The sequence below is a fragment of the Acinetobacter sp. ANC_7553 genome, assembly GCF_056779895.1.
Map to the genome: position 1 here is coordinate 1 of NZ_JBWYIV010000006.1, position 20,728 is coordinate 20,728.

The following is a 20,728-nucleotide window of genomic DNA, read 5'->3' on the forward strand; positions in this document are numbered from 1 at the left end:
GAAGCTAAAGAAGCTAAAGAAGCTAAAGAAGCTAAAGAAGCTAAAGAAGCTAAAGAAGCTAAAGAAGCTAAAGAAGCTAAAGAAGCTAAAGCACAGTCTTTTGCTCAAAAAGTAACGCCTGAACCAGCAGCCTATCAATGTTTTGCTGAGCAATGTCCAAGGGTGGATTTAAAAGAGATTCAAATTGATCTCAACGGAAAAGTACCAAAATTTGTAACCCCTGTTGCTGTCGGTGAAATTCATGCAAATCAATGGACTCGTTTAGGTACGGAGTTCAATGTAAATTGGACAGATCAGAATCAAAATAAAACTTCAGAAAAGCTGATATTAAATGTCTTGGACATGCAGCATATCACTTTAAAAGATGAGTTAGGTCGTATCAACCGCTATAAGATGGTAGAGGCGAAAAAGCCTGATACTGATAAAAATTCAGATGTATTAGAAACACAATAAAAAAGCGGCTCCGCCGCTTTTTTTAATAAATTTTTTCAAAACCTTCGGGACGTGTTTTAAATCTACGGTGGAACCACATATATTGGGTTGGTGCTAAACGAAGTTGATTTTCAATAATCAAATTTGTTCGTGTCGCGTCTGCAATTTCATCTTCACTTGGCATATTGTCTAAAGCAGGTTCAATCAAAATATGATATTTCGGATTTGTAATATCACCTTTACGGTAGAAGTAAAGTGGAATCGCGGCAGCTTTGGTCATTTTTAATATACGGCGATGTGCAGTTACAGTGGCTGCGGGTACACCAAAAAAGGGTGCCATAACACCTTGTTTAAGACCAAAATCTTGGTCGGGACTATACCAAATAGGTCGTCCTTCTTTTAAATGACGGATTAATCCACGCATATCATCATGGTCGATTTGATGGGTATAAATCGTGGCACGACAACGGTAGATCAGCATATCTAGCAATGGATTATTTTGCGGACGATACACGACATCTGGATCAAAATACTGGGCACAGACATATCCACCTGCATCGAGTAGAGTAGAGTGTGTACCAAGTAGTAAAGCCCCACGCCCTTCAGCTTGCGCTTGTTGAATATGTTCTAAACCTTCAATCGTTACACGATCTTTAAACCATTTGGGACAATACCAAGCATTCAGTGTTTCAAAAACACCGACCATTTGATCAATAAAGACTTGGCGAGCATTTTCATAACGAAGTTCGGGCATCCATTCAGGAAAGCAGACTTCTAAATTTCTTAAAGTTGTTTCACGACGTGAACGCAAGTATTTGAAAGCTACATTTCCCATCAGATACGCTAAACGATGCTGAATTGCCCAAGGTAATATTGCAAGGAGCATCAGAAATATAATACCAATCCAAATGCCCCAATATTTTGGCATTAAGAAAGACCACTGGAACTCTCCCGGTTGGTAGTTTTTCTGTTTACTCATATTCAAACTTGATAACAATTTAAGGTAATTCACTATATTAGCACGAACTGTTTTTTTCGGCGAAGGCAACAATCGGATTCTTTAGAAAAACGTTCTTAGATTTTTCACATGAATTACTCATCAATATCAACATTAAGTGCCTAAGTGCCTAAGAACCTTTAACCAAAATTAGCTTGAGCAAACTTGGTGCAATTTTTGCAGAACATTTACTGAAAATGATATGAATACGAAGATGACCGTGAATGAATCAAGTATTGTTCAATGAGCCAGTCAAAAATGCACAGTATTGGTTTGCTAAATTAGAGTTAGGTTTTACCAAAGATTCAAATCGCACAATTTTGGCGCATCGTAAGCACTTTGGACCTGTTCGCGTGCAAAAGATGCTGTGGCCTGAGAAAACAGGAGTATGTCACGCCATTATTGTTCATCCACCTGCTGGAATTGCTGGTGGAGATCATCTTACCTTTGAAATAAAAATAGATCAGGATTCGCATGCTTTGGTTACCACACCTGGCGCAGGGAAGTGGTACAAAACCAATCTTAAACAAGCATTTCAACATATTCATATTCATGTCCAAGATGAGGCGATTTTCGAATGGCTTCCTCAAGAGACGATGCTCTTTAATGGTGCGAATGCAAATTCAGAAACAATCGTACATTTGGACGCTGCTGCCAGTTTTATCGGTTGGGATATGTTGGTGATTGGACGGCAAGCACGACATGAAACCTTCTCGCAGGGTGCTTACCAAAATAAATTTCAGCTTTATCAAAATCAGAAAATATTGGTTGCAGACTGTTTAAATTTTAAAGGCAATGATCGTTGGTTAAAGTCCTGTTTAGGGATGAACGGTCATGCAGTGATGGCCAGTTTTTGGGCAGTGCCTCCAGAACAATACCGGTCAAATTTCTATCTTGATCAACATATTGATCAAATTCGTGAATTAATCATGCGTATGAATATTAACGTCACATTGACATTACTCGATTACGTCGTAACCGCACGTTATCTCGGAGATGATGTACGTGAGTGTCATGATGCATTTGCTGCAATTCGTGCAAAGCTTCGTCGTTATTGGTTTGATCTTGATGAAGAGTTCCCAAGAATTTGGCGCACATAAATTTATTCTTGTCATAGCAACATAGTTAAGTTGTTTTAACACAAACATTTGAGCACACATCTTGCATCAATATTTAAAGATAGTGAGGAAAGCATTATGGAACTAACACCTACAGAAAAAGACAAAATGCTGATTTTTACTGCGGGGCTTGTAGCGGAAAGACGCAAGGCCCGTGGATTAAAGCTGAATTATCCAGAAGCAGTGGCTTATATTTCTGCCGCACTATTAGAAGGTGCACGTGATGGAATGAGTGTGAGTGACCTCATGCATTTTGGAACAACATTGCTAAAACGGGATGAAGTAATGGAAGGCGTGGTTGAAATGATCGCAGAGGTCCAAGTGGAAGCGACATTTCCTGATGGTTCAAAACTGGTCACTGTACATCAACCGATTGTGTGATGTCTGAGAGGAAAAATTAAATATGATTCCAGGTGAAATCATTACGTCCAATACAGACATTGAAATGAATGTCGGACGGGCAACGCTCAAAATGACGGTAGCAAATGCAGGGGATCGACCGATTCAGGTTGGGTCACATTATCACTTTGCTGAAGCGAATGATGCGTTGCAGTTTGATCGTGAGTTAGCACGAGGATATCGACTGAATATTGCGGCAGGTACAGCGGTGCGTTTTGAGCCAGGACAGAGTCGAGATATTGAACTTGTTGCACTCGCAGGTAAGCGTGAGGTGTATGGCTTTGCGGGTCGTGTTATGGGTAAGTTGGATTAAGGGAAAATAATAATGAAAATGTCACGCCGTGCTTATGCGGAAATGTTTGGTCCAACGGTAGGTGATCGAGTTCGTCTCGCGGATACTGAGCTGTTTATTGAAGTTGAGCAAGACCTCACTACCTATGGTGAGGAAGTGAAGTTTGGCGGTGGTAAAGTGATTCGTGATGGCATGGGACAATCACAACTGTTGGCTGAAGATGTTGCGGATACGGTCATTACCAATGCGCTGATTGTGGATTGGTGGGGTATTGTCAAAGCTGATGTCGGTTTAAAGAGCGGTCGCATTTGGAAAATTGGGAAAGCGGGAAATCCAGATATTCAGCCCGATATCACCATTCCACTTGGTGCAGCGACGGAAGTGATCGCTGGTGAAGGACAGATTCTCACCGCAGGCGGTGTCGATACGCATATTCATTGGATTTGCCCGCAGCAAGTGGAAACGGCACTGATGTCCGGTGTGACCACCATGATTGGTGGTGGTACAGGCCCTGCGGCAGGGACTTCTGCAACTACAGTGACACCGGGGCCTTGGCATATCGGGACGATGCTTCAAGCCATAGATGATTTACCGATGAATATTGGTTTATTGGGTAAAGGTAATTTAAGTCAGCCCGACCCAATTCGTGAGCAAATTCGTGCAGGGGTAGTGGGTTTAAAGCTACATGAAGATTGGGGTTCAACCCCCGCAGCGATTGATAATTGCCTGAGTGTTGCCGATGAATTTGATGTGCAGGTGGCCATTCATACTGACACGTTAAATGAAAGCGGTTTCTTGGAAGAAACCTTGGCTGCATTTAAAAATCGTACCATTCACACCTACCATACCGAAGGCGCAGGCGGTGGACATGCCCCTGATATTTTAAAAGCCATTGGTCAGCCGAATGTGTTGCCATCTTCCACCAATCCAACTCGTCCGTATACCATCAACACCATTGATGAGCATTTGGATATGCTGATGGTGTGTCACCATTTAGACCCTGCGATTTCTGAAGATGTGGCATTTGCGGAAAGTCGTATTCGACGTGAAACCATTGCAGCAGAAGATATTTTGCAGGACTTAGGTGCCATTGCCATGATGTCATCAGACTCGCAAGCGATGGGGAGAGTTGGTGAAGTGGTGATTCGCACATGGCAAACCGCACATAAAATGAAAATACAGCGGGGTCCTTTAGAAGGTGACAATGCCACGCATGACAATAATCGGGTCAAACGTTATATCGCCAAATATACAATTAACCCTGCCATTACGCATGGTTTAAGCCATGAAATTGGCTCGGTTGAAGTGGGGAAACTTGCAGATTTAGTGTTGTGGAAGCCTGCATTTTTTGGGGTGAAGCCTTCGATGATTATTAAAGGTGGCATGATTGCAGCTGCGCCGATGGGAGATATTAACGCTTCGATTCCAACACCACAGCCTGTGCATTATCGTCCGATGTTTGGGGCAAATGCGCGCGGTGTGCATAACACCTGTATCACCTTTTTATCCCAAGTCGCCATTGAGGCAGGTGTACATGAAAAATTGGGTCTGAAAAAGTTGATCAGTCCATGTAAAGGTACACGCGATATTCAGAAGAAAGATATGAAACTAAATACCTATTGTCCTGTGATGGAGGTTGATCCTGAAATTTATGAAGTGCGAGCCGATGGGAAGTTGCTGACTTGTGAGCCTGCGGAAGTATTGCCCATGGCGCAAAGGTATTTCTTGTTTTAATTCTGGAAGCCCCATTTCAGGGGCTTTTTATTTATAATAAAATTATATACATATATAAAAAGAGGGTGGTATGGGCTTTTCTTTTCTTTCTGATGAGTCAAAAAAAACACTAAATAAGTTATTCGAAGTATCCCAAGGGAAACTAAAGTGGGAAGAGGAAGAATTGAAGAGATGGGCACATAGTGTTAGATCATTAAAGAGTTTTTTCTCAGAAGAGAATTTAATTTACCTTGAAGAGAATCTAAATGAAACTAAGAAGTGGAATGCATTTGATTTAAGTCAGCTAAGCGAAAACATAATCTCAGATGATCTAGCATTTTTAAAATATGGAGCGTTGACTTTATTTGTATATTTAAAAGAATGGGAATTTAGACGTGGAATTAAAGAAAATGAACAAGAGAATCCTATAGTAAGAAATTTTTATAACTTTATTTATACTGAAAAAAATCAAAGATATTTAGAGTTTAAAACGCATTATGATTTCGTAGATGAATTACCTTTCGTTATATGTGGCGAAATTTATAGTAACTCTAAATTGAATGAAATTAGAAAACTTTTAGAAGAAAAAGATTTTAGTGACTATAAGGCTTTGATTAAAGAATCAGAGAAGGCATCTGATTTGATCAGCGGTTGGAATTCAACATTTGATGTGAAAATTTATGAAGTCAAAGAATTAGAAAAAAAGTTAGAAAGTTATAAAACAACTTATGATTTTGTTCTTTTGAATAAAAGTTTCCAACAATTATATGATCAAAAGAAAGTTGAGTTAAAGAGAACGAAAGACATGTACGGTTTTGTGTCAACAGTTATGTTCATGGTTCCTTTCTTTGAACTTATAATTTTAATTGGAGCACTTATATATTTTCAAGGTAATTTACCTTCAAGTATGTGGCTAATTTCAATTCCTTTTATAACCTTAATTCTAATAACCTTATATTTAGTCAAAATTTCATTGCAAGATAAGCGTTCAGTTCAATCCCAAATGATGCAACTTGAACTTCGTATGGCACTTTGTCAATTTATTCATAATTATGCGGAAGATTCAGAAAAGCTACATGCAAAAAATAAAGCTGGATTTGAAAAATTCGAAAATATTATCTTCTCACCGCTCGTTTCTTCAGATGAAAAGATTCCAACCACTTTTGATGGTATGGAGCAATTAGCGAAATTAGTAAGTGAATTTAGGAAGTCTTAGCGTTGGATTGGTTTGAGTAAACAGCCCATCTTTTTTCCTGAGGCTGATTTAAAAAATATTTAATCATCACTTCAGTTTCAGGAAAAAGTAGTTGTGGAAGCTCATCAAAACTAAACCATTCCCAACGCTCAAAAATCTCAGGTTCTGTCACGCAAATTTGAGTTTTTAAACGTTCATCTAAAAGTTGATAAATCGTTCCGAACGTAACTTTTACTGCCTCAGAATCTTGATCAATGATCGTATTTAAGGGTTGAATAGACTCAATATATTGACTCAGATCTAAAGCAGTTTCCTCTAACAATTCGCGTACTGCAGCATCTTCAACTGATTCATGCGCATCCATTTTTCCACCCGGAAAACACCATGAGGCAGGTTCATCAATTTTGTTTCTATAACCCAATAGAACTTTTTGACGTTGATCAATCAACATGATGCCCACGCCGATGATGGAGTTGCTTTTAATATTCATGATTGTGCACATCTAGCTGCTCTGTGTTCTACAAAGTACAACAGCGATATGACAACGCTAACTTTCAAATGTTTCAAAACATGTAATTTAAATAAAAAATCATTCACATTTATAGGGAATTTTACCTATCACTATAGTGAAGAAAACCTATTTTATTTCTCTAAAACCTCTATACCAGTGAGAAAAAGTCAATATTTCTACAAGATAATCCCTTAATTCAACATAGATTCATCCTTATATTTCCCTGCCTCCTTTCAAGACTAGATTAAGACATGCGCTAGACGATTTAGAACATCGCCAGCAAGGAATTTAGCAACGAGGGGGATGCGGTAAATGGTAAGGAAATATCTAACTTCTGTGGCATTGACCATATGTCTTTTCAGTAGTGCAAGTTTAGCGCTTGCCGCTGAAAATGGCGGAAGTGCTTATCCTGATGGGACAGAGAGTTTTTTTGGTGGAGCAATGCCGCCACCTGGGATGTATCTCGTCAGTTATAACCAATACTACAACGCAGATAAATTTAAAAATGATCATCCAGTATTTGATGATTTTAAAATTGATACTTTTGCCACAGTTGCTCGTGGTGTCTATGTCAGTGACAAAACATTTTTAGGCGCGACATGGGGCATGCATGCATTCCTTGTATATGCCCATGCAGATCTTACATTAGGTGGTCGTCAAGATGATCACATGTCAATGGGTGATCTCATTATCGATCCATTCTTATTGGGTTGGCATAAAGGGGATTGGCATGTGGCTACAGGTATCGACTTTTATATTCCAGTTGGCTCTTACAACAAAAATAGACTCGCAAATATTGGGCGTAATTATTACACCATTCAACCGATTATCTCGACCACATACTTAAATAAACAAGGTATCGAAGTCAGTACCAAGTGGATGTATGACATCAATTTCGAGAATAAAGATACTAAATACGAGTCGGGTAATGCTTTGCATGTCGATTACTTAGTCGCGAAACACATGGGACCTTTGGCGGTTGGTGTTGGGGGTTACGTACATCGTCAGCTTGAAGGTGACTCAGGTGAAGGTGCTGTTTTAGGTGATTTTAAAGCTAAAGCAGCCAGCATAGGTCCGCAAGTTCGCTATCAATTCCCTAAAGGGTATGCAATCGCAGCGAAATATCAAAAAGAATTTGATGTTGAAAACCGACCAGAAGGTCAGAAGTTCGCAATTGATATCACCATCCCATTTTAAAACATTGTTACCTAAACATTAGAGCAAGCATATAGAGGTAAGGCCATGAAAATTGAGAATCAAGAATATGCAGCAGGCAGTGCTGGAGCTGTCGATTATTTAGTGGTGAATGAGTTTTCAGGCGGTATTGTGGGACCAAGCCAACGTATGCTGGGACCTTTAAAAAATGGTGGAACGTTAAAAACAGGCACACCGCCTGGCTGTTGGGGTCCAATGATTACACCTGCATTCCAAGGTGGTCATGAAGTGACACTCCCTGTCTTTATTGAAGGTGCAGAGGTAGGTGATGCTGTCGCTTTAAAGATAAAACACATGCATGTGACCTCTACGGCGACCTCATCGGGTGTGATGCAATTTGTTGAGGGGCGTTATAAAGGCGATCCGTTTGTTGCGAAATACTGTGAGGCATGTGGTACTGAACAGCCTGCAAGTTATGTAGAAGGGATTGGCGACGACGCGATTCACTGTAAAAACTGTGGTGCAGAAGTCAGTGCTTTTCGCTTTTCACATGGTTATGTGATCGTGTTGGACGAAGAAAATAAAGTGAGTTTGACGGTCAATCAAGAGATTGCCAACAAGTTAGCTGGTAATGCCAATGAGCTTTCTGCATTACCTGAACATGCTGCACAGCATTCTATTCTATCACTAGCGCGTGCCGACATGCCGGGTGTTGCTGCACACATGCGTCCATTCCTCGGAAATATTGGTACGACACCTTCACGTGATTTACCAGACTCTCACAACTGCCACGACTTTGGTCAGTATTTGATTGATGCACCGCATAAATTCGGAATGACTGAAGAAGAACTTATCGTAGCCAAAACAGACGGTCACATGGATACCAATTCGATTCGTCCAGGCTGTATTTTGATTTGTCCTGTGAAAGTACCGGGTGCGGGTGTGTATATGGGGGATATGCATGCGCAACAAGGCAATGGCGAAATTGCAGGACATGCCACGGACGTTTCAGGCGAAACAGAATTACAAGTGGAAGTGATTAAAGGCTTAACTATTGATGGTCCAATTTTGCTTCAAGCACCAGATGACTTACCACCAATGGCACGTCCATTTACCAAGGAAGAGCGTGAAAAAGTGAGAGCTTTAGGTGCGCGTTGGGGACAAACTGAAATTGAGGAAAGTGGTCCAATCACATTTATGGGAACAGGTAAGAACCTCAATGATGCAACGGACAATGCTTTAAATCGAGCGGCAAAAATCACAGGTTTAAGTGTGGATGAGGTCATGAACCGTTGCACCATCACAGGCTCTATCGAAATCAGTCGTTTACCAGGAATGGTACGTGCAACCTTCTTATGCCCAATGCCAATTTTAGAAAAACTCGGGATCGCAAACTTAGTTCGCGAACATTACCAACTTTAATTCATCACGTCATCGGCGTTTGATTGGCGTGTTTCAAACGCTGTTCGTAAATAAGCATGAAATTTACTGAACTTAAAACTTAGAAACGAGAACTTGAACAGGAATGTCATATGAACAGTAATGCAAAACTCCGTTGGGGCGATTTATATCCAGAACTTGGTATTGAGCCTATTCCAACCGAACCATGTATTTCGCCAGAGATCTATCAAGAGGAAATTGAAAAAGTTTTCTCAAAAGTTTGGTTGAAAGTGGGGCGTGTAGAAGAAATACCAAAGAAAGGCGACTACAAAGTTAAACGCTTAGATTTTGCTAAAACCTCAGTCATTTTAATGCACGGTAAAGATGGTGAAATTCGTGGATTTCATAATATTTGTTCACACCGTGGCAATAAAGTTGTGGTGGAAACAGGCAATGAAACTTTTGGTTCAAATAAAGCTGCAGTCGTGACTTGCCGTTTCCATGGCTGGGTTTACGATGCTAAAGGTGATTTGGTTAGTGTACCTGAAGAAGAAAAATTCACTTCTTGTTTTGATAAAGGTCATAACGGTCTTGCACCTATTCGTACCCAAGTCTGGGAAGGTTTTATTTTCGTCAATTTGGATAATGATGGCACTCAATCGGTAGAAGAATTCTTAGGTGGTATGGGACAGCATTTAGGCGGTTATCCATTCCATGAAATGGAAGAATGCTTTGCCTATAACACAGTTCTGAACTGTAACTGGAAAGTCGCTCATGACGCATTTGCTGAAGCGTATCACGTGGCGACCATTCATGCAGGCTCTTTCCCGAATGTATTCGCATCAGGTTTACAAGAAGTGCAATTGTTTGGTGATCATCGTACTTGCGCTGTGTGCTTAACCAAAAACGCCAATCCAAAACCAGCGGCTGCATTGTCAGGTGAGATCACTGGCGCATCATTGGTGAATCACTATGAACGTGTTCAGCTACCTAAATCAGTCAATCCAAATGATCGTGATGACTTCTCGTTTGAATTATCTGTCATTTTCCCAAATATCTTGGTGCATGTGACTGAAGGTGTATGGTTCACCCATCAGTTCTGGCCGGTCGGTCATAACCAAACCCGTTGGGAGGGTCGCTATTACCTGCCTAAAGCGAAAACCTATTCAGAGCGTTGGGCGCAAGAGTTTGCACAAGTATTACAACGTAATGCGTGGTTAGAAGATACCGCCACCATGGAAGATACCCAAGAAGCACTTGAGTCTCGAGCGAAAAAAGTGATGCATCTACAAGACGAAGAAATCTTGATTCGTCACGGTTACCACGTTCTTGAACAATACCTGAATCGCGCATAAGGAGAATGCACATGTCAAACATCATTTCACAATTGCCTGCTGACTTTGCAAGCTTAGAACCTTTTGTCGCGAAATGGGCTCTAGGGACATCGAAACAACGTCATGCAGCACGCTTAAATTCGACTACAGCCGAACTGCAAGCTTTTTACGATGCTATTTTGCCCGAAATGCGCAAGCTACTTGCCGCACTCGATCAATATGTCCTAGGGACCTTACCTGAAGAGCTTCATAAGTTGTATTGGTTAAGTCTCAGCTTTGCTGAAGTTGCACCACACATCGAGCTTTATAAGGGTTCAGTTGGCGTACCGTATGCATTTGCGGAGAACCGTTTCATTTATGAAACTGGTGACGTGGTCAACGTTTAAGAGGAATACAGGATGAGCCAGCACAATCTAGAACAGCGTTTGCATTATCTGGAGGCCTGCGAGGCGATTCGTGGCCTGATCGGTCGCTATGCAACAGCGGCTGATCAGCGCAACAATCCAGCCATTTTACAGCATGTATTTCACCAAAATGCCGTTTGGTGTGCTAAGGGTTTTGGGGAGTATCAAGGACGTCAAAATATTTTAGAGGCATTGTCCAATATTGCAGAGGCTCAAGTGTTATGGAGCTTACATATTATGGCCATGCCCGATATACAGCTCCTAGATCAAGACCATGCAAAGGCAACTTGGATGTTATGGGAAGTCTGTAATTTAGCCGAGGAATCAACAACAGCCGCAACAGATCAAGTTAAACCTGCAACGACCTGTTGCTTAGGTGGATTTTATAAAACAGAAGTAAGTCGGAATGAGCAGGGTGAATGGAAATTTGAACGCGTCGAATTGAATTTGACCTTCAATCAACCCTATCCGAACACAGTTAAATAGGCACTGAATCAATACGGCCTAAGGGGAATTTAGGATGAGAAAAATTGCAATTATCGGTGGTGGACAAGCAGGTTTATTACTGGCGTTCTCGCTACTCGAAAACAAATATGATGTCACTTTATATGTAGATCGCCCTGCGGATGAGTTGTTACATGGTCGTATGGTCAGTACCACAATGTTTTTTGAAGGAACTTTAGAGTTAGAGCGCAGATTGGGCTTAAATTTTTGGGATGGGAAAGCGCATCGTGGTCAAGCATTGCATGTCGATTTTCGTGCACCAAACGGCGATATCATGTTACCTGTGACTGGTTTTTTACATGATAATGACGGTATTGCCATGGACCAACGAACCAAATATCACCGTTGGTTAGAGGAATATCCGCGCCGTGGTGGCAAGCTCATCATTCAAAATGTCAGTCCAGAAGATTTGGAAGTAATCACTGCTGAAAATGATTTGACGATTTTGGCGGCAGGTAAGGGCAATATCACGAGTTTATTCAAACGCAATGAAACACGTTCAGTGCATCAAACGCCGCCACGTAAATTGGCTGCTGCACTCGTAGTCGGTGATGATTTGTGTGGTCCAAATAGTTGGCAAGGTCAACCCTCACAAACCTTACATTTCAACTTCGTGGCAGGTGCAGGTGAATACTTCAGTATGCCATTCTACAGCCACACACATGGCCCATGTCGTAGCTTCCTTTTTGAGTGTGTGCCGAATGGACCCATGGATATCTTCGATGATGTCACCAATGGCGAAGAAATGGTCCAACGCATGAAAGAAGCAGTTGCCAAAGTTACGCCTGACCAAAGTTTTCGTATGGTCGACAATATGGAATTAAGCGATCCAAATGCATGGTTGAAAGGTGCATTCCGTCCAGAAGTCCGTGACCCTGTTGCAACCTTAGACAACGGCGCGAAAATCTGGGGCATTGGGGATACTGTGATTGTCAATGATCCAATCGCTGGTCAAGGTGCGAACAATGCAACTCGAATGGTAGAACACTATCTTGAGGCAATTTTAGCGCGTGGTGATCAAGCGTTTAGCGCAGATTGGATGTCGGAAGTCTTTGAACAATTCTGGGAGAAATCAGGTCGATATACTACAGAATTCACTAACTTGCTATTAAATCCACCAAGCGAGAGCTTATTGCAAGTGTTAGGTGCAGCATCACAAAACCAAGCGATTGCAGATGACTTTATGGGGCATTTCAACAATCCATGTGGTTTCTGGCCAGCGGTAGATGGTGAAGCTGGGGCAAAAGAATACTTGTCACGAAAGGAGTTTCAACATGCAGCTGCCTGAATTACTTTGGCAGGATGTTGATCTGGCGGAAGCGAAATCGCTCCGTCAGGCATTTGGTGGCTTTGCGACAGGAGTGGCGATCGTCACTTGCCTAGACCAAGATCAACAACCTGTAGGGTTGACGATTAATTCCTTTAGTTCAGTGTCTTTAGATCCTGCATTGGTGTTATGGAGCTTAGTCAATCACTCTCCAAGCCGATCTATTTTTGAAAATGCTGAATACTTCGCCATTAATATTTTAGGTGCACATCAGCAGGAAGTAGGCTTAAACTTCGCTAAGCCGATTGCGGACAAATTTCAGTATGGTACGTGGAAAATTCAAGGTTCGAAAGCACCTATTTTAGAAGGTTGTGTGGTGCAGTTTGTTTGCAAACGTGAACAACAAATTGAAGCAGGCGATCATCAAATTTTCTTAGGAAAAATTGAGCAATGTCGTCACAGTAACCAACGTCCACTGTTGTTCTGCAAAGGTCAATTTAATGAATGGCCTGAGTACAAGGAGGTTTCATGACAGACTTAAATGGCAAAGTGGTCCTGGTGACAGGTGGTGCAACGCACATTGGTCAAGCCGTGGTGCAAGAATTAAAAAGCTTAGGTGCACAAGTCATTGTTGCCGACATTAATCAAACACAAGGTCAGCAAGTGGCAGACGCAACCCAAGCGCAATATGAATTTTTAGATCTCGCTAATGATGACAGTATTCGCACATTAAGTGCCAAATTAACACAGTTAGATATTTTGGTGAATTTGGCGTGTTTGTATGAAGATCATGGATCTGCCTCAACACGTCAAGATTGGCAAAATACTTTTAATGTGACCGTGTTTGGTCATGCAGCACTGGTCCAGGCATGTCGACCTTTGCTGCAGGCCAGCGTTGATGGTGCAGTGATCAATATTAGCAGTGTCAGTGCACGCATTGCACAAAAAGAACGCTGGGTCTATCCAGCGTCTAAAGCAACTTTAGAACAACTCACACAAAGCATGGCGCTTGATCTAGCGCAAGATGGTATTCGTGTACATGCACTCTCATTAGGTTGGACTTGGTCAGTACCAATGCAAATGATCTCTGGCGGAGACCGTACCAAGACGGACCGCGTGGCAGGACGTTTCCATGTGTTAGGGCGTATTGCGGATGCAGAGGAAGTCGCACAAGCATTAAGTTTGTTGTGTAGCCCGAAAGCAAAATTACTGACAGGCAGTGTGATTCATGCCGATGGTGGTTATCACATTCTAGGTCCTGAAGCCACAGATTCACCCATAGAGGAGTTAAGCCAATGAACATTAAAATGACCAATGTTGCTGAGAAATTTTTGTGTTCAACCTCTGATTTGGAACAGGGTGAGGGACTACAAGTCATCATTGACGGTTATCCGCCATTGGCAGTATTTCACTTAGAAGATGGCGAGTTCTATGTCACCGATGATACCTGTACACATGGTGATGCATCATTGGCAGATGGTGAAATTGATGGCTGTGAAGTGGAGTGCCCATTTCATGCAGGTGCATTCGATATCAAAACAGGTGAACCTTGTGGGGCGCCATGTACGATTCCACTGAAAACCTATCAATCCATCGTGCGTGAAGATAAAGTCTATTTGGTAGAGTGATGCCGATGTATAAAATTCAAATTGAAGGTCAAGGCACATTCAACTGCGCAGCGGATGATGTATTGCTCCGCGGTGGCTTACGTGAAGGGTTAGGCATTCCTTACGAATGTAATGCTGGTGGTTGCGGGACGTGTAAAATCGAAGTCCTGTCAGGTGAAGTGGAAAATTTATGGGCAGATGCACCTGGATTAAGCGATCGTGATAAACGTAAAGGTCGGTTACTGGCGTGTCAATGTCGTCCTAAATCGGATTGCGTGATTAAGCTTCGTTTAGATGAAAAATGCGTACCCAAAGTGATTCCAAAAGTACAAAAAGTGAAGCTTAAACATGTGCAATTGGTGACTCATGATATTTTGGAAGTGCATTTGCAATCCGATGAACCTGCACAATTTATCCCAGGACAATATGCCTTAGTTTGGGTGAATCAAGAGTTACTTCGTGCCTATTCGATGTCCAATCTGCCGAATGACGACGGTTTATGGGTCTTCCAAATCCGCCGTGTTCCTGATGGTAAGATGACCAATGTACTGTTTGATGAACAGTTGCGTGAACAAGCAGAAATACAAATTGATGGTCCATACGGTTTAGCACATTTACAAGAACAAGCTCGTCCGATTGTCTGTGTGGCAGGCGGTTCAGGTCTTGCCCCCATGTTAGCGATTGCACGTGGTGTTGCAGTCAATCCACATTTGAAAAATCACAAAGTCTGGTTTTTCCATGGTGGACGTGAACAGCGTGATTTGTTCACTGAAAATCAATTACGTGACTGGACAGAATTAGGGGAACGCCTCAATTATGTACCTGCAACCTCCTCTGAATTCATTGAAGGTATCCGTTCAGGCTTTATTCATGATGTCATTCAAGATGTATTAGGTGAACAATTGATTGAGCATGAAATCTATTGTGCAGGTCCACCACCGATGGTGAAATCAATTGAACAAATGGCTCACCAAGCTGGTATTCCACAACAACAAATTCATTTTGATCGTTTTTTTTAATCGAACATATCATCTTTCTCCCGCTCAGGCGATGGTTAACCCATCGCCGGTACTGAGCGATCACGACACATCAAGACCATATTGACGATCTGTGCGATAGATTCAGTTCCTAACTTCTGACGAATATGAGTGCGGTGAATTTCTACTGTTTTATGGCTGATATTCAACATTTGTGCAATATGTTTACTCGAAAGTCCATCGACCAATAAATTGATAATCTCACTTTCTCTTGGTGATAAAGATTTCAATTTAATCATCTGTTCTTGACGTTTTTCTTCTTCGATAAAATCTTGTTCAGCAAGTTGTAGACAGGCTTGGATTTGATTAAGCATATGTTGTGGATTAAAAGGTTTTTCTAAAAAATCAAATGCTCCAGCTTTCATCGCGTTGACCGACATTGGAATGTCGCCGTGGCCAGTCATGAAAATGATCGGCATACGGGTTTTTTGTTGGTTCAATTGTTGTTGTAATTGCAAGCCACTCATTCCTCGCATACGAATGTCAAGAATCAAACATGCAGGCGTTTGCGGGCGCTGATAATTCAGGAATTCAGTAGCACTATTGAATGTTTTGGTTTCGAGTTGCACGGAATCGAGCAACCATGTGAGTGAATTACAAATGTCTTGATCATCATCTATCACATACACAATGGGCTCGGGAACATGAGAATTGGTTAAATACATTTTGTACGCTCCTGTGCTGCCAGAGAGATATTAAAAATAGCGCCGGACTCACCTTCACAGACCCATAAATAACCATGATGGTTTTCAATGATGCTTCGAGACAGAGTTAAGCCAATACCCATGCTGTTGTTTTTACTTGAATAGAAAGATTCAAAAATTTGTTCTGGATTTTGCCCTTCGAGTCCAGGCCCATTATCTGCAATTGCAATTCGAGCATGTTGGTTATGTTGCCAAGTGCGGATATAAATGTCCCTTTCACCCTCAGGGTTAGTTTGTAGAGCATCGACCGCATTGAAGACGAGATTGATAATGACTTGGCTAAAGAGCGTTTCATCTGCTGATATAAAAATAGGCGAAACACTTAATTCATAATGGATGGTACATCCACCTTGATCTGCTTTAAGCTTAATCAAAGGATGTAACTCTTGAATAAGATGACTCACAGAATGAATCTGGAAATTCGCTTCGCCTTTACGTAAAAAGCTTCTCATGCTGTGAATAATGCCATTGACGCGATGTGTTTGATTTAAAGCAGCATTGAGGGCATCAAGAGTCTCTTGTGTGTTGGCTAAACCGTTTTGAATGCGAATAATACTACCTCCAACGTAATTGTTGAGTGCAGCCAGTGGTTGATTTAATTCGTGGGCGAGCGCTGTAGCCAGTTCGCCCATCGTTTTGCAACGTGACATATGACCAAGTTGCTTTTCACGAGCACGTGCTTTTTCTTCAGCTTCAATACGCTCAGTGATATCACGATAATTCACCAATATTCCCTGAATATCAGGGTGATCTAATAAGTTACGATAGGTTGCCTCGTGGTGTCGCCATTTTCCATTGTGGTGCAAGATTTTGTAATGAATCACACCAACTGCACGTTGTTCTGTTTTCTTAAATAGAAGCTGTCTGACTTTAATACGATCATCAGGATGAATTGCAGTTAACACATTCTTATTGAGTACAAAGCGATCCCGATAACCAAGAATACCTTGTAATGATGGGCTGGCATAAAGTAGTTTGCCTTGTAAGTCGAGAATAGCAATTCCATCTCCCGAATGCTCAAGCAGCATTTTGAAATATTGATCTTTAGACTGTAGAGCATATTGATACTTTTTGATTTCGCTGATGTTACGTACTAGAGCGAGAAGCTTTGGTTCATTTTCAATCTCAACTTTTTTAAGACATACTTCAACTGGGATATGACGTTGGTCTTGAGACTCTATTAACCATTCAAATGTGATTGCTTCGTCTGTTGTATTGGCGGCCTGTTGAACTTTTCGGAGTGCATGATGCAAATCAAAACCATGTTGAAAAGCACTGATCTTTTCAACGTTCATTTGTGTCAATTCAGATTTACTATATCCAGTAAGTTCTACAGCGGCTTCATTGGCATCCATAAATTGGACACTGCCAATATCATGTACAAAAATTGCATCGCCCGCTTTATCAAAAATAGTTTGATAATATTGTAAGCTGGTCATTGTAGGTCCTTACCTGAGATGGCTTCCGGCTATCGGGTATAGGGTGAAATATCGTCACTGATAAATCATTTTTTTTATAAGTAAATACTGCATTAAGGGGCAGCATCTTGCAATTAGACTTAGGGTCTAATTACATACTTTTAACATATAAAAATATTCATGTGATAAATTTATCAGTGATCTCAATGTTATGCAATTTAGATACCATGTTACTTCAACTGATTTAGGTGACAGTTACACGAGGAATGTTAGCTCAAAAAATATCATCTTTTTATCTAACGAATAAAATCAAACTTTATGCTATCTACATACAATCCTTTTTTGATTAGTCATTACACTGGATGAGGCATAGAATAAAACCCGTCAGTCCTACTCATTAAAGTGATATTTTTATGGCGTTCAGTTGGATTCTCTTTACCCTCATGGCTGCTTTTATGCAGGCTTGGCGCAATGCCTTTCAAAAACAATTGAGTACCACTGTCGATGTATGGGGCGTCACCCTTGCACGCTTTATCTTCGCCTTGCCTTTTGCATTGATTTATTTGAGTAGCCTTTATCACTTCTCACCTGTAACAGCGACTGTTCAATTTACGACAAAATATTGGGTTTATATTTTTATCGCAGGCATTAGCCAAATTTTAGCCACTGCATTGATGGTGCAGTTATTTAAACAAAAAAACTATGCCATTGGCGTGGGACTGGCTAAAAGTGAAGCGATCTTAGCTGCAATCATTGGCGTTGCTTTTCTCTCTGATCATTTGTCATGGTTGGCATGGTTTGGGGTGTTACTGGGTGGTTTTGCTGTGTTTCTGTTGAGTCGGGGACATGGTTTTACTGGATTTTCACCCAAAACACTGATGATTGGCATCGTGAGTGGTTTGTGTTTTGCTATCACTTCACTATTGGTTAGAGAGGCCAGTCTTGAACTGACAATGTTGCCAACAATTCATCGTGCTGCATGGGTATTACTGTCGGTGATTGGCTTTCAATGTCTGAGCATGCTTTTGTATCTCAGCTTATTCCGTCGTCAAACCTTGCTGGCGATGTGGCAACGTCTAGGACTGATCTTTAAAGTCAGTGTATGTAGTTTTATGGCATCTCTCGGATGGTTTACTGCCATGAGTATGATGAGTGTCCCAGTGGTCAAAACGCTCGGTCAGATTGAGATTTTGTTTAGCTTATTGATCTCCGCTTATTTCTTTAAAGAAAAGTTAGCGAAAGCCGAACATTGGGGATTAGCTTTAGTTGTGATTGCAGCAATCTTGGTGATTTGGGCTTAAACATTTTTATAGATCATTGAATATTCTTTAATAAGAAGAAGGGGATGCACCAATAGATTTCATGTTGGCATGAATAATGCTTAATTTTGATGCGTAAATGGATTGATGTTGAACAAGACATTTCGCGAGTTGAAATTAAAGCAAAGTATTCAAGCGACAATAGGAAAGGCATGAAAATCTATACTCAAAGAATAGAAGCAGTGACAGAAGATCAAGCTTTCGAAACTGTGCAACTCAACTTTGATACACGACAAAAGAGCCGTTTTCGTGCAACTTTAGTTTCAGGGTGCGATATTGGTGCAGATTTACCGCGCACAGGTATTCTTCGCGGCGGATCATTTATTGCAACTGAATCAGGTGACTTACTGCGGGTGGACGCATTGCCCGAACGCCTGATGTGTGTTCAAGCTTCTTCTGAATTTGAGCTTTTGAAAGCAGCCTATCATTTAGGGAATCGTCATGTCCCTCTTATGCTCACGCCTAGTGCACTATATTTTGAACCTGATCATGTCTTAGCCGAAATGGTCGAAGGATTGGGTTTAATGGTCACGGAAGTGGATCATCCATTTGAGCCAGAAAGTGGTGCTTATGCTCAGCATGCACATGATCATCGTCTAAGCCCAATCAAAGCGATTCATGCTCATGCGCATCACTAATGCAGCTCACTTACTCAAACTGTTAACTTTGTCCTCTACAGCTTTGCCTGTAGGCGCTTATTGCTATTCGCAAGGTGTTGAAAGTGCGATCGATCAAGGTTTGATCCATGATGAGCAATCCAGTATTGCGTACTTCGAAGAAGTTCTGGAAATGCTTTTGGTTCGTTTTGAGCTACCTGTATTGAAGCGTTTGATGCAGGCCCATGATGATGAACAGCAGTTTAATCATTGGGCGCAGTTGTATCGAGCCAGTCGTGAAAGTCGTGAGTTATTGGCTGAATCGCAGCAGTTGGCATTTTCCTTGAACGCATGGATTAAAGATGTATTGAAAATGCCCGTTACGGTCAAAAAACAACTTGGATTTGTACCTGTATATGCTCAGTTATGTGGGCGATTGGATCTGAATATCGAAGATGTTTTAACGGCGTATACGTTTACTGTTTTAGAAAACCAAGTACTTGGCGCAGTCAAAACTGTGCCGCTCGGTCAGATGAGTGGTCAACGAATTTTGTGGCATTTACATGGCTTAGTCCCAGACGCCATAACGCATGCAATGTGTATAGAAGACCATCAACTCAGCAGTGCCTTACCTCAATATGCCATGCTCAGCATGTCGCATGAAACACAATATTCACGCTTATTTAGATCTTAAGAAAAACATAAGGAATAAATGATGTCAGAACGTTCTCCTTTACGTGTCGGAATTGGTGGACCAGTCGGCTCTGGTAAAACAGCACTGACTTTAAATTTATGCCGTGCATTGCGTAATAAATACAATATGGCGGTGGTGACCAATGATATTTACACCAAAGAAGATTCCAACTTCTTAACTCGTCATGAAGCCATGTCACCCGATCGTATTGTGGGAGTGGAAACTGGCGGTTGCCCTCATACGGCTATTCGTGAAGATGCCTCAATCAATTTGGCAGCGATTGATGACTTATGTGAAAAGTTTGATGGTCTAGAGTTAATTATCATTGAAAGTGGTGGTGATAATTTGGCAGCAACGTTTAGCCCTGAACTGTCTGATCTGACGCTATATGTGATTGATGTTGCTGGTGGTGAAAAAATTCCACGTAAAGGCGGTCCAGGCATTACCAAGTCTGACTTACTGATTATCAATAAAACAGATCTGGCGCCAATGGTTGGAGCGAATTTGCAGGTGATGGATCAAGATGCCAAGCGTATGCGAGGAGATAAACCGTTCTTGTTTTCAAACATGAAAACTGAAGATGGTTTAAACGAGATTATCAGTTTTATTGAAAAACAAGGTTTATTCAAAGCTTAAACAAGAGGGCTTAAAG

At 41.4% G+C, this 20,728-nt stretch carries 24 protein-coding genes; 20 read left to right on the forward strand and 4 right to left on the reverse strand.

What is annotated here, in order from left to right:
* Positions 1-453: hypothetical protein (locus AC1M9I_RS05985; RefSeq protein WP_481610819.1), on the forward strand; the 453-nt coding region annotated here is incomplete at its 5' end.
* Between the two features lie 22 nt (positions 454-475).
* On the opposite strand, the gene AC1M9I_RS05990 is transcribed toward AC1M9I_RS05985, so the two are convergent.
* Complete coding sequence (locus AC1M9I_RS05990; protein WP_481609975.1) at positions 476-1,411, reverse strand: LpxL/LpxP family acyltransferase; 936 nt, start codon at positions 1,409-1,411, stop codon at positions 476-478.
* A gap of 242 nt (positions 1,412-1,653) precedes the next feature.
* Between AC1M9I_RS05990 and AC1M9I_RS05995 the strand changes: the two genes are divergently transcribed.
* The 5 genes from AC1M9I_RS05995 (at position 1,654) to AC1M9I_RS06015 (ending at position 6,167) form a co-directional block, all read left to right on the forward strand.
* On the forward strand, positions 1,654-2,529 hold the full coding sequence (locus AC1M9I_RS05995; protein WP_481597566.1) for an urease accessory protein UreD: 876 nt from the start codon (positions 1,654-1,656) through the stop codon (positions 2,527-2,529).
* Between the two features lie 96 nt (positions 2,530-2,625).
* A complete protein-coding gene (gene ureA, locus AC1M9I_RS06000; protein ID WP_481610820.1) occupies positions 2,626-2,928 on the forward strand; it encodes an urease subunit gamma in 303 nt (100 codons plus the stop codon).
* Between the two features lie 22 nt (positions 2,929-2,950).
* A complete protein-coding gene (locus tag AC1M9I_RS06005; protein WP_481607781.1) occupies positions 2,951-3,259 on the forward strand; it encodes an urease subunit beta in 309 nt (102 codons plus the stop codon).
* Between the two features lie 12 nt (positions 3,260-3,271).
* Positions 3,272-4,972, forward strand: coding sequence for an urease subunit alpha (ureC, locus tag AC1M9I_RS06010; RefSeq protein WP_481610821.1), 1,701 nt, complete (start codon positions 3,272-3,274; stop codon positions 4,970-4,972).
* Between the two features lie 70 nt (positions 4,973-5,042).
* Positions 5,043-6,167 carry a hypothetical protein gene (locus AC1M9I_RS06015; RefSeq protein ID WP_481610822.1) on the forward strand — a complete coding sequence of 375 codons (1,125 nt, stop codon included), beginning with the start codon at positions 5,043-5,045 and terminating at the stop codon, positions 6,165-6,167.
* Here the strand turns inward: AC1M9I_RS06015 and AC1M9I_RS06020 are convergent.
* The gene (locus tag AC1M9I_RS06020; RefSeq protein ID WP_481610823.1) at positions 6,154-6,636 is read right to left on the reverse strand and encodes a nucleotide triphosphate diphosphatase NUDT15; all 483 of its coding nucleotides are present in this window, start codon (positions 6,634-6,636) and stop codon (positions 6,154-6,156) included. The genes AC1M9I_RS06015 and AC1M9I_RS06020 overlap by 14 nt on opposite strands.
* 333 nt (positions 6,637-6,969) lie before the next feature.
* Between AC1M9I_RS06020 and AC1M9I_RS06025 the strand changes: the two genes are divergently transcribed.
* The 10 genes from AC1M9I_RS06025 to AC1M9I_RS06070 all read left to right on the forward strand — a co-directional run bounded on the left by AC1M9I_RS06025 (position 6,970) and on the right by AC1M9I_RS06070 (position 15,327).
* Positions 6,970-7,854: a SphA family protein gene (locus tag AC1M9I_RS06025; RefSeq protein WP_481610824.1), complete on the forward strand. Its 885-nt coding sequence runs from the start codon at positions 6,970-6,972 to the stop codon at positions 7,852-7,854.
* 45 nt (positions 7,855-7,899) lie between these two features.
* A complete protein-coding gene (locus AC1M9I_RS06030; RefSeq protein WP_481610825.1) occupies positions 7,900-9,234 on the forward strand; it encodes an acetamidase/formamidase family protein in 1,335 nt (444 codons plus the stop codon).
* Between the two features lie 110 nt (positions 9,235-9,344).
* The gene (locus tag AC1M9I_RS06035) at positions 9,345-10,547 is read left to right on the forward strand and encodes an aromatic ring-hydroxylating oxygenase subunit alpha (RefSeq protein WP_481610826.1); all 1,203 of its coding nucleotides are present in this window, start codon (positions 9,345-9,347) and stop codon (positions 10,545-10,547) included.
* A gap of 11 nt (positions 10,548-10,558) precedes the next feature.
* Positions 10,559-10,912 (forward strand): hypothetical protein, encoded by a 354-nt coding sequence (locus tag AC1M9I_RS06040; RefSeq protein ID WP_481610827.1) that lies wholly within the window; start codon positions 10,559-10,561, stop codon positions 10,910-10,912.
* Positions 10,913-10,924: 12 nt separating this feature from the next.
* Positions 10,925-11,416 (forward strand): nuclear transport factor 2 family protein, encoded by a 492-nt coding sequence (locus AC1M9I_RS06045; RefSeq protein WP_092766726.1) that lies wholly within the window; start codon positions 10,925-10,927, stop codon positions 11,414-11,416.
* Between the two features lie 34 nt (positions 11,417-11,450).
* On the forward strand, positions 11,451-12,722 hold the full coding sequence (locus tag AC1M9I_RS06050) for a styrene monooxygenase/indole monooxygenase family protein (RefSeq protein WP_481610828.1): 1,272 nt from the start codon (positions 11,451-11,453) through the stop codon (positions 12,720-12,722).
* Positions 12,709-13,233 (forward strand): flavin reductase family protein, encoded by a 525-nt coding sequence (locus AC1M9I_RS06055; protein ID WP_481610829.1) that lies wholly within the window; start codon positions 12,709-12,711, stop codon positions 13,231-13,233. The genes AC1M9I_RS06050 and AC1M9I_RS06055 overlap by 14 nt, the downstream gene beginning before the upstream one ends.
* Positions 13,230-14,000, forward strand: coding sequence for an SDR family oxidoreductase (locus AC1M9I_RS06060; protein ID WP_481594929.1), 771 nt, complete (start codon positions 13,230-13,232; stop codon positions 13,998-14,000). Before AC1M9I_RS06055 ends, AC1M9I_RS06060 begins: the two co-directional genes overlap by 4 nt.
* On the forward strand, positions 13,997-14,329 hold the full coding sequence (locus tag AC1M9I_RS06065; RefSeq protein ID WP_481594930.1) for a non-heme iron oxygenase ferredoxin subunit: 333 nt from the start codon (positions 13,997-13,999) through the stop codon (positions 14,327-14,329). The genes AC1M9I_RS06060 and AC1M9I_RS06065 overlap by 4 nt, the downstream gene beginning before the upstream one ends.
* Positions 14,329-15,327 carry a 2Fe-2S iron-sulfur cluster-binding protein gene (locus AC1M9I_RS06070; RefSeq protein ID WP_481610830.1) on the forward strand — a complete coding sequence of 333 codons (999 nt, stop codon included), beginning with the start codon at positions 14,329-14,331 and terminating at the stop codon, positions 15,325-15,327. The genes AC1M9I_RS06065 and AC1M9I_RS06070 overlap by 1 nt, the downstream gene beginning before the upstream one ends.
* Positions 15,328-15,362: 35 nt before the next feature.
* Here AC1M9I_RS06070 and AC1M9I_RS06075 read toward each other — a convergent pair whose 3' ends face one another.
* Both AC1M9I_RS06075 and AC1M9I_RS06080 read right to left on the reverse strand, forming a co-directional pair.
* Positions 15,363-16,010 carry a response regulator transcription factor gene (locus AC1M9I_RS06075; protein ID WP_481587611.1) on the reverse strand — a complete coding sequence of 216 codons (648 nt, stop codon included), beginning with the start codon at positions 16,008-16,010 and terminating at the stop codon, positions 15,363-15,365.
* Positions 16,001-17,488, reverse strand: coding sequence for a PAS domain S-box protein (locus AC1M9I_RS06080; RefSeq protein ID WP_481610831.1), 1,488 nt, complete (start codon positions 17,486-17,488; stop codon positions 16,001-16,003). Before AC1M9I_RS06080 ends, AC1M9I_RS06075 begins: the two co-directional genes overlap by 10 nt.
* A 392-nt stretch (positions 17,489-17,880) precedes the next feature.
* Here AC1M9I_RS06080 and AC1M9I_RS06085 point away from each other — a divergent pair, with 392 nt between their 5' ends.
* From AC1M9I_RS06085 to ureG, 4 genes are all read left to right on the forward strand, one after another.
* On the forward strand, positions 17,881-18,768 hold the full coding sequence (locus AC1M9I_RS06085) for a DMT family transporter (RefSeq protein ID WP_481594933.1): 888 nt from the start codon (positions 17,881-17,883) through the stop codon (positions 18,766-18,768).
* Positions 18,769-18,938: 170 nt separating this feature from the next.
* The gene (gene ureE / locus AC1M9I_RS06090) at positions 18,939-19,424 is read left to right on the forward strand and encodes an urease accessory protein UreE (protein WP_180028353.1); all 486 of its coding nucleotides are present in this window, start codon (positions 18,939-18,941) and stop codon (positions 19,422-19,424) included.
* Positions 19,411-20,076 carry an urease accessory protein UreF gene (locus tag AC1M9I_RS06095; protein ID WP_481590387.1) on the forward strand — a complete coding sequence of 222 codons (666 nt, stop codon included), beginning with the start codon at positions 19,411-19,413 and terminating at the stop codon, positions 20,074-20,076. The genes ureE and AC1M9I_RS06095 overlap by 14 nt, the downstream gene beginning before the upstream one ends.
* A 21-nt stretch (positions 20,077-20,097) precedes the next feature.
* Positions 20,098-20,712, forward strand: a complete 615-nt coding sequence (gene ureG, locus AC1M9I_RS06100) for an urease accessory protein UreG (RefSeq protein ID WP_035266791.1) — start codon at positions 20,098-20,100, stop codon at positions 20,710-20,712.
* Positions 20,713-20,728: the final 16 nt, after the last annotated feature.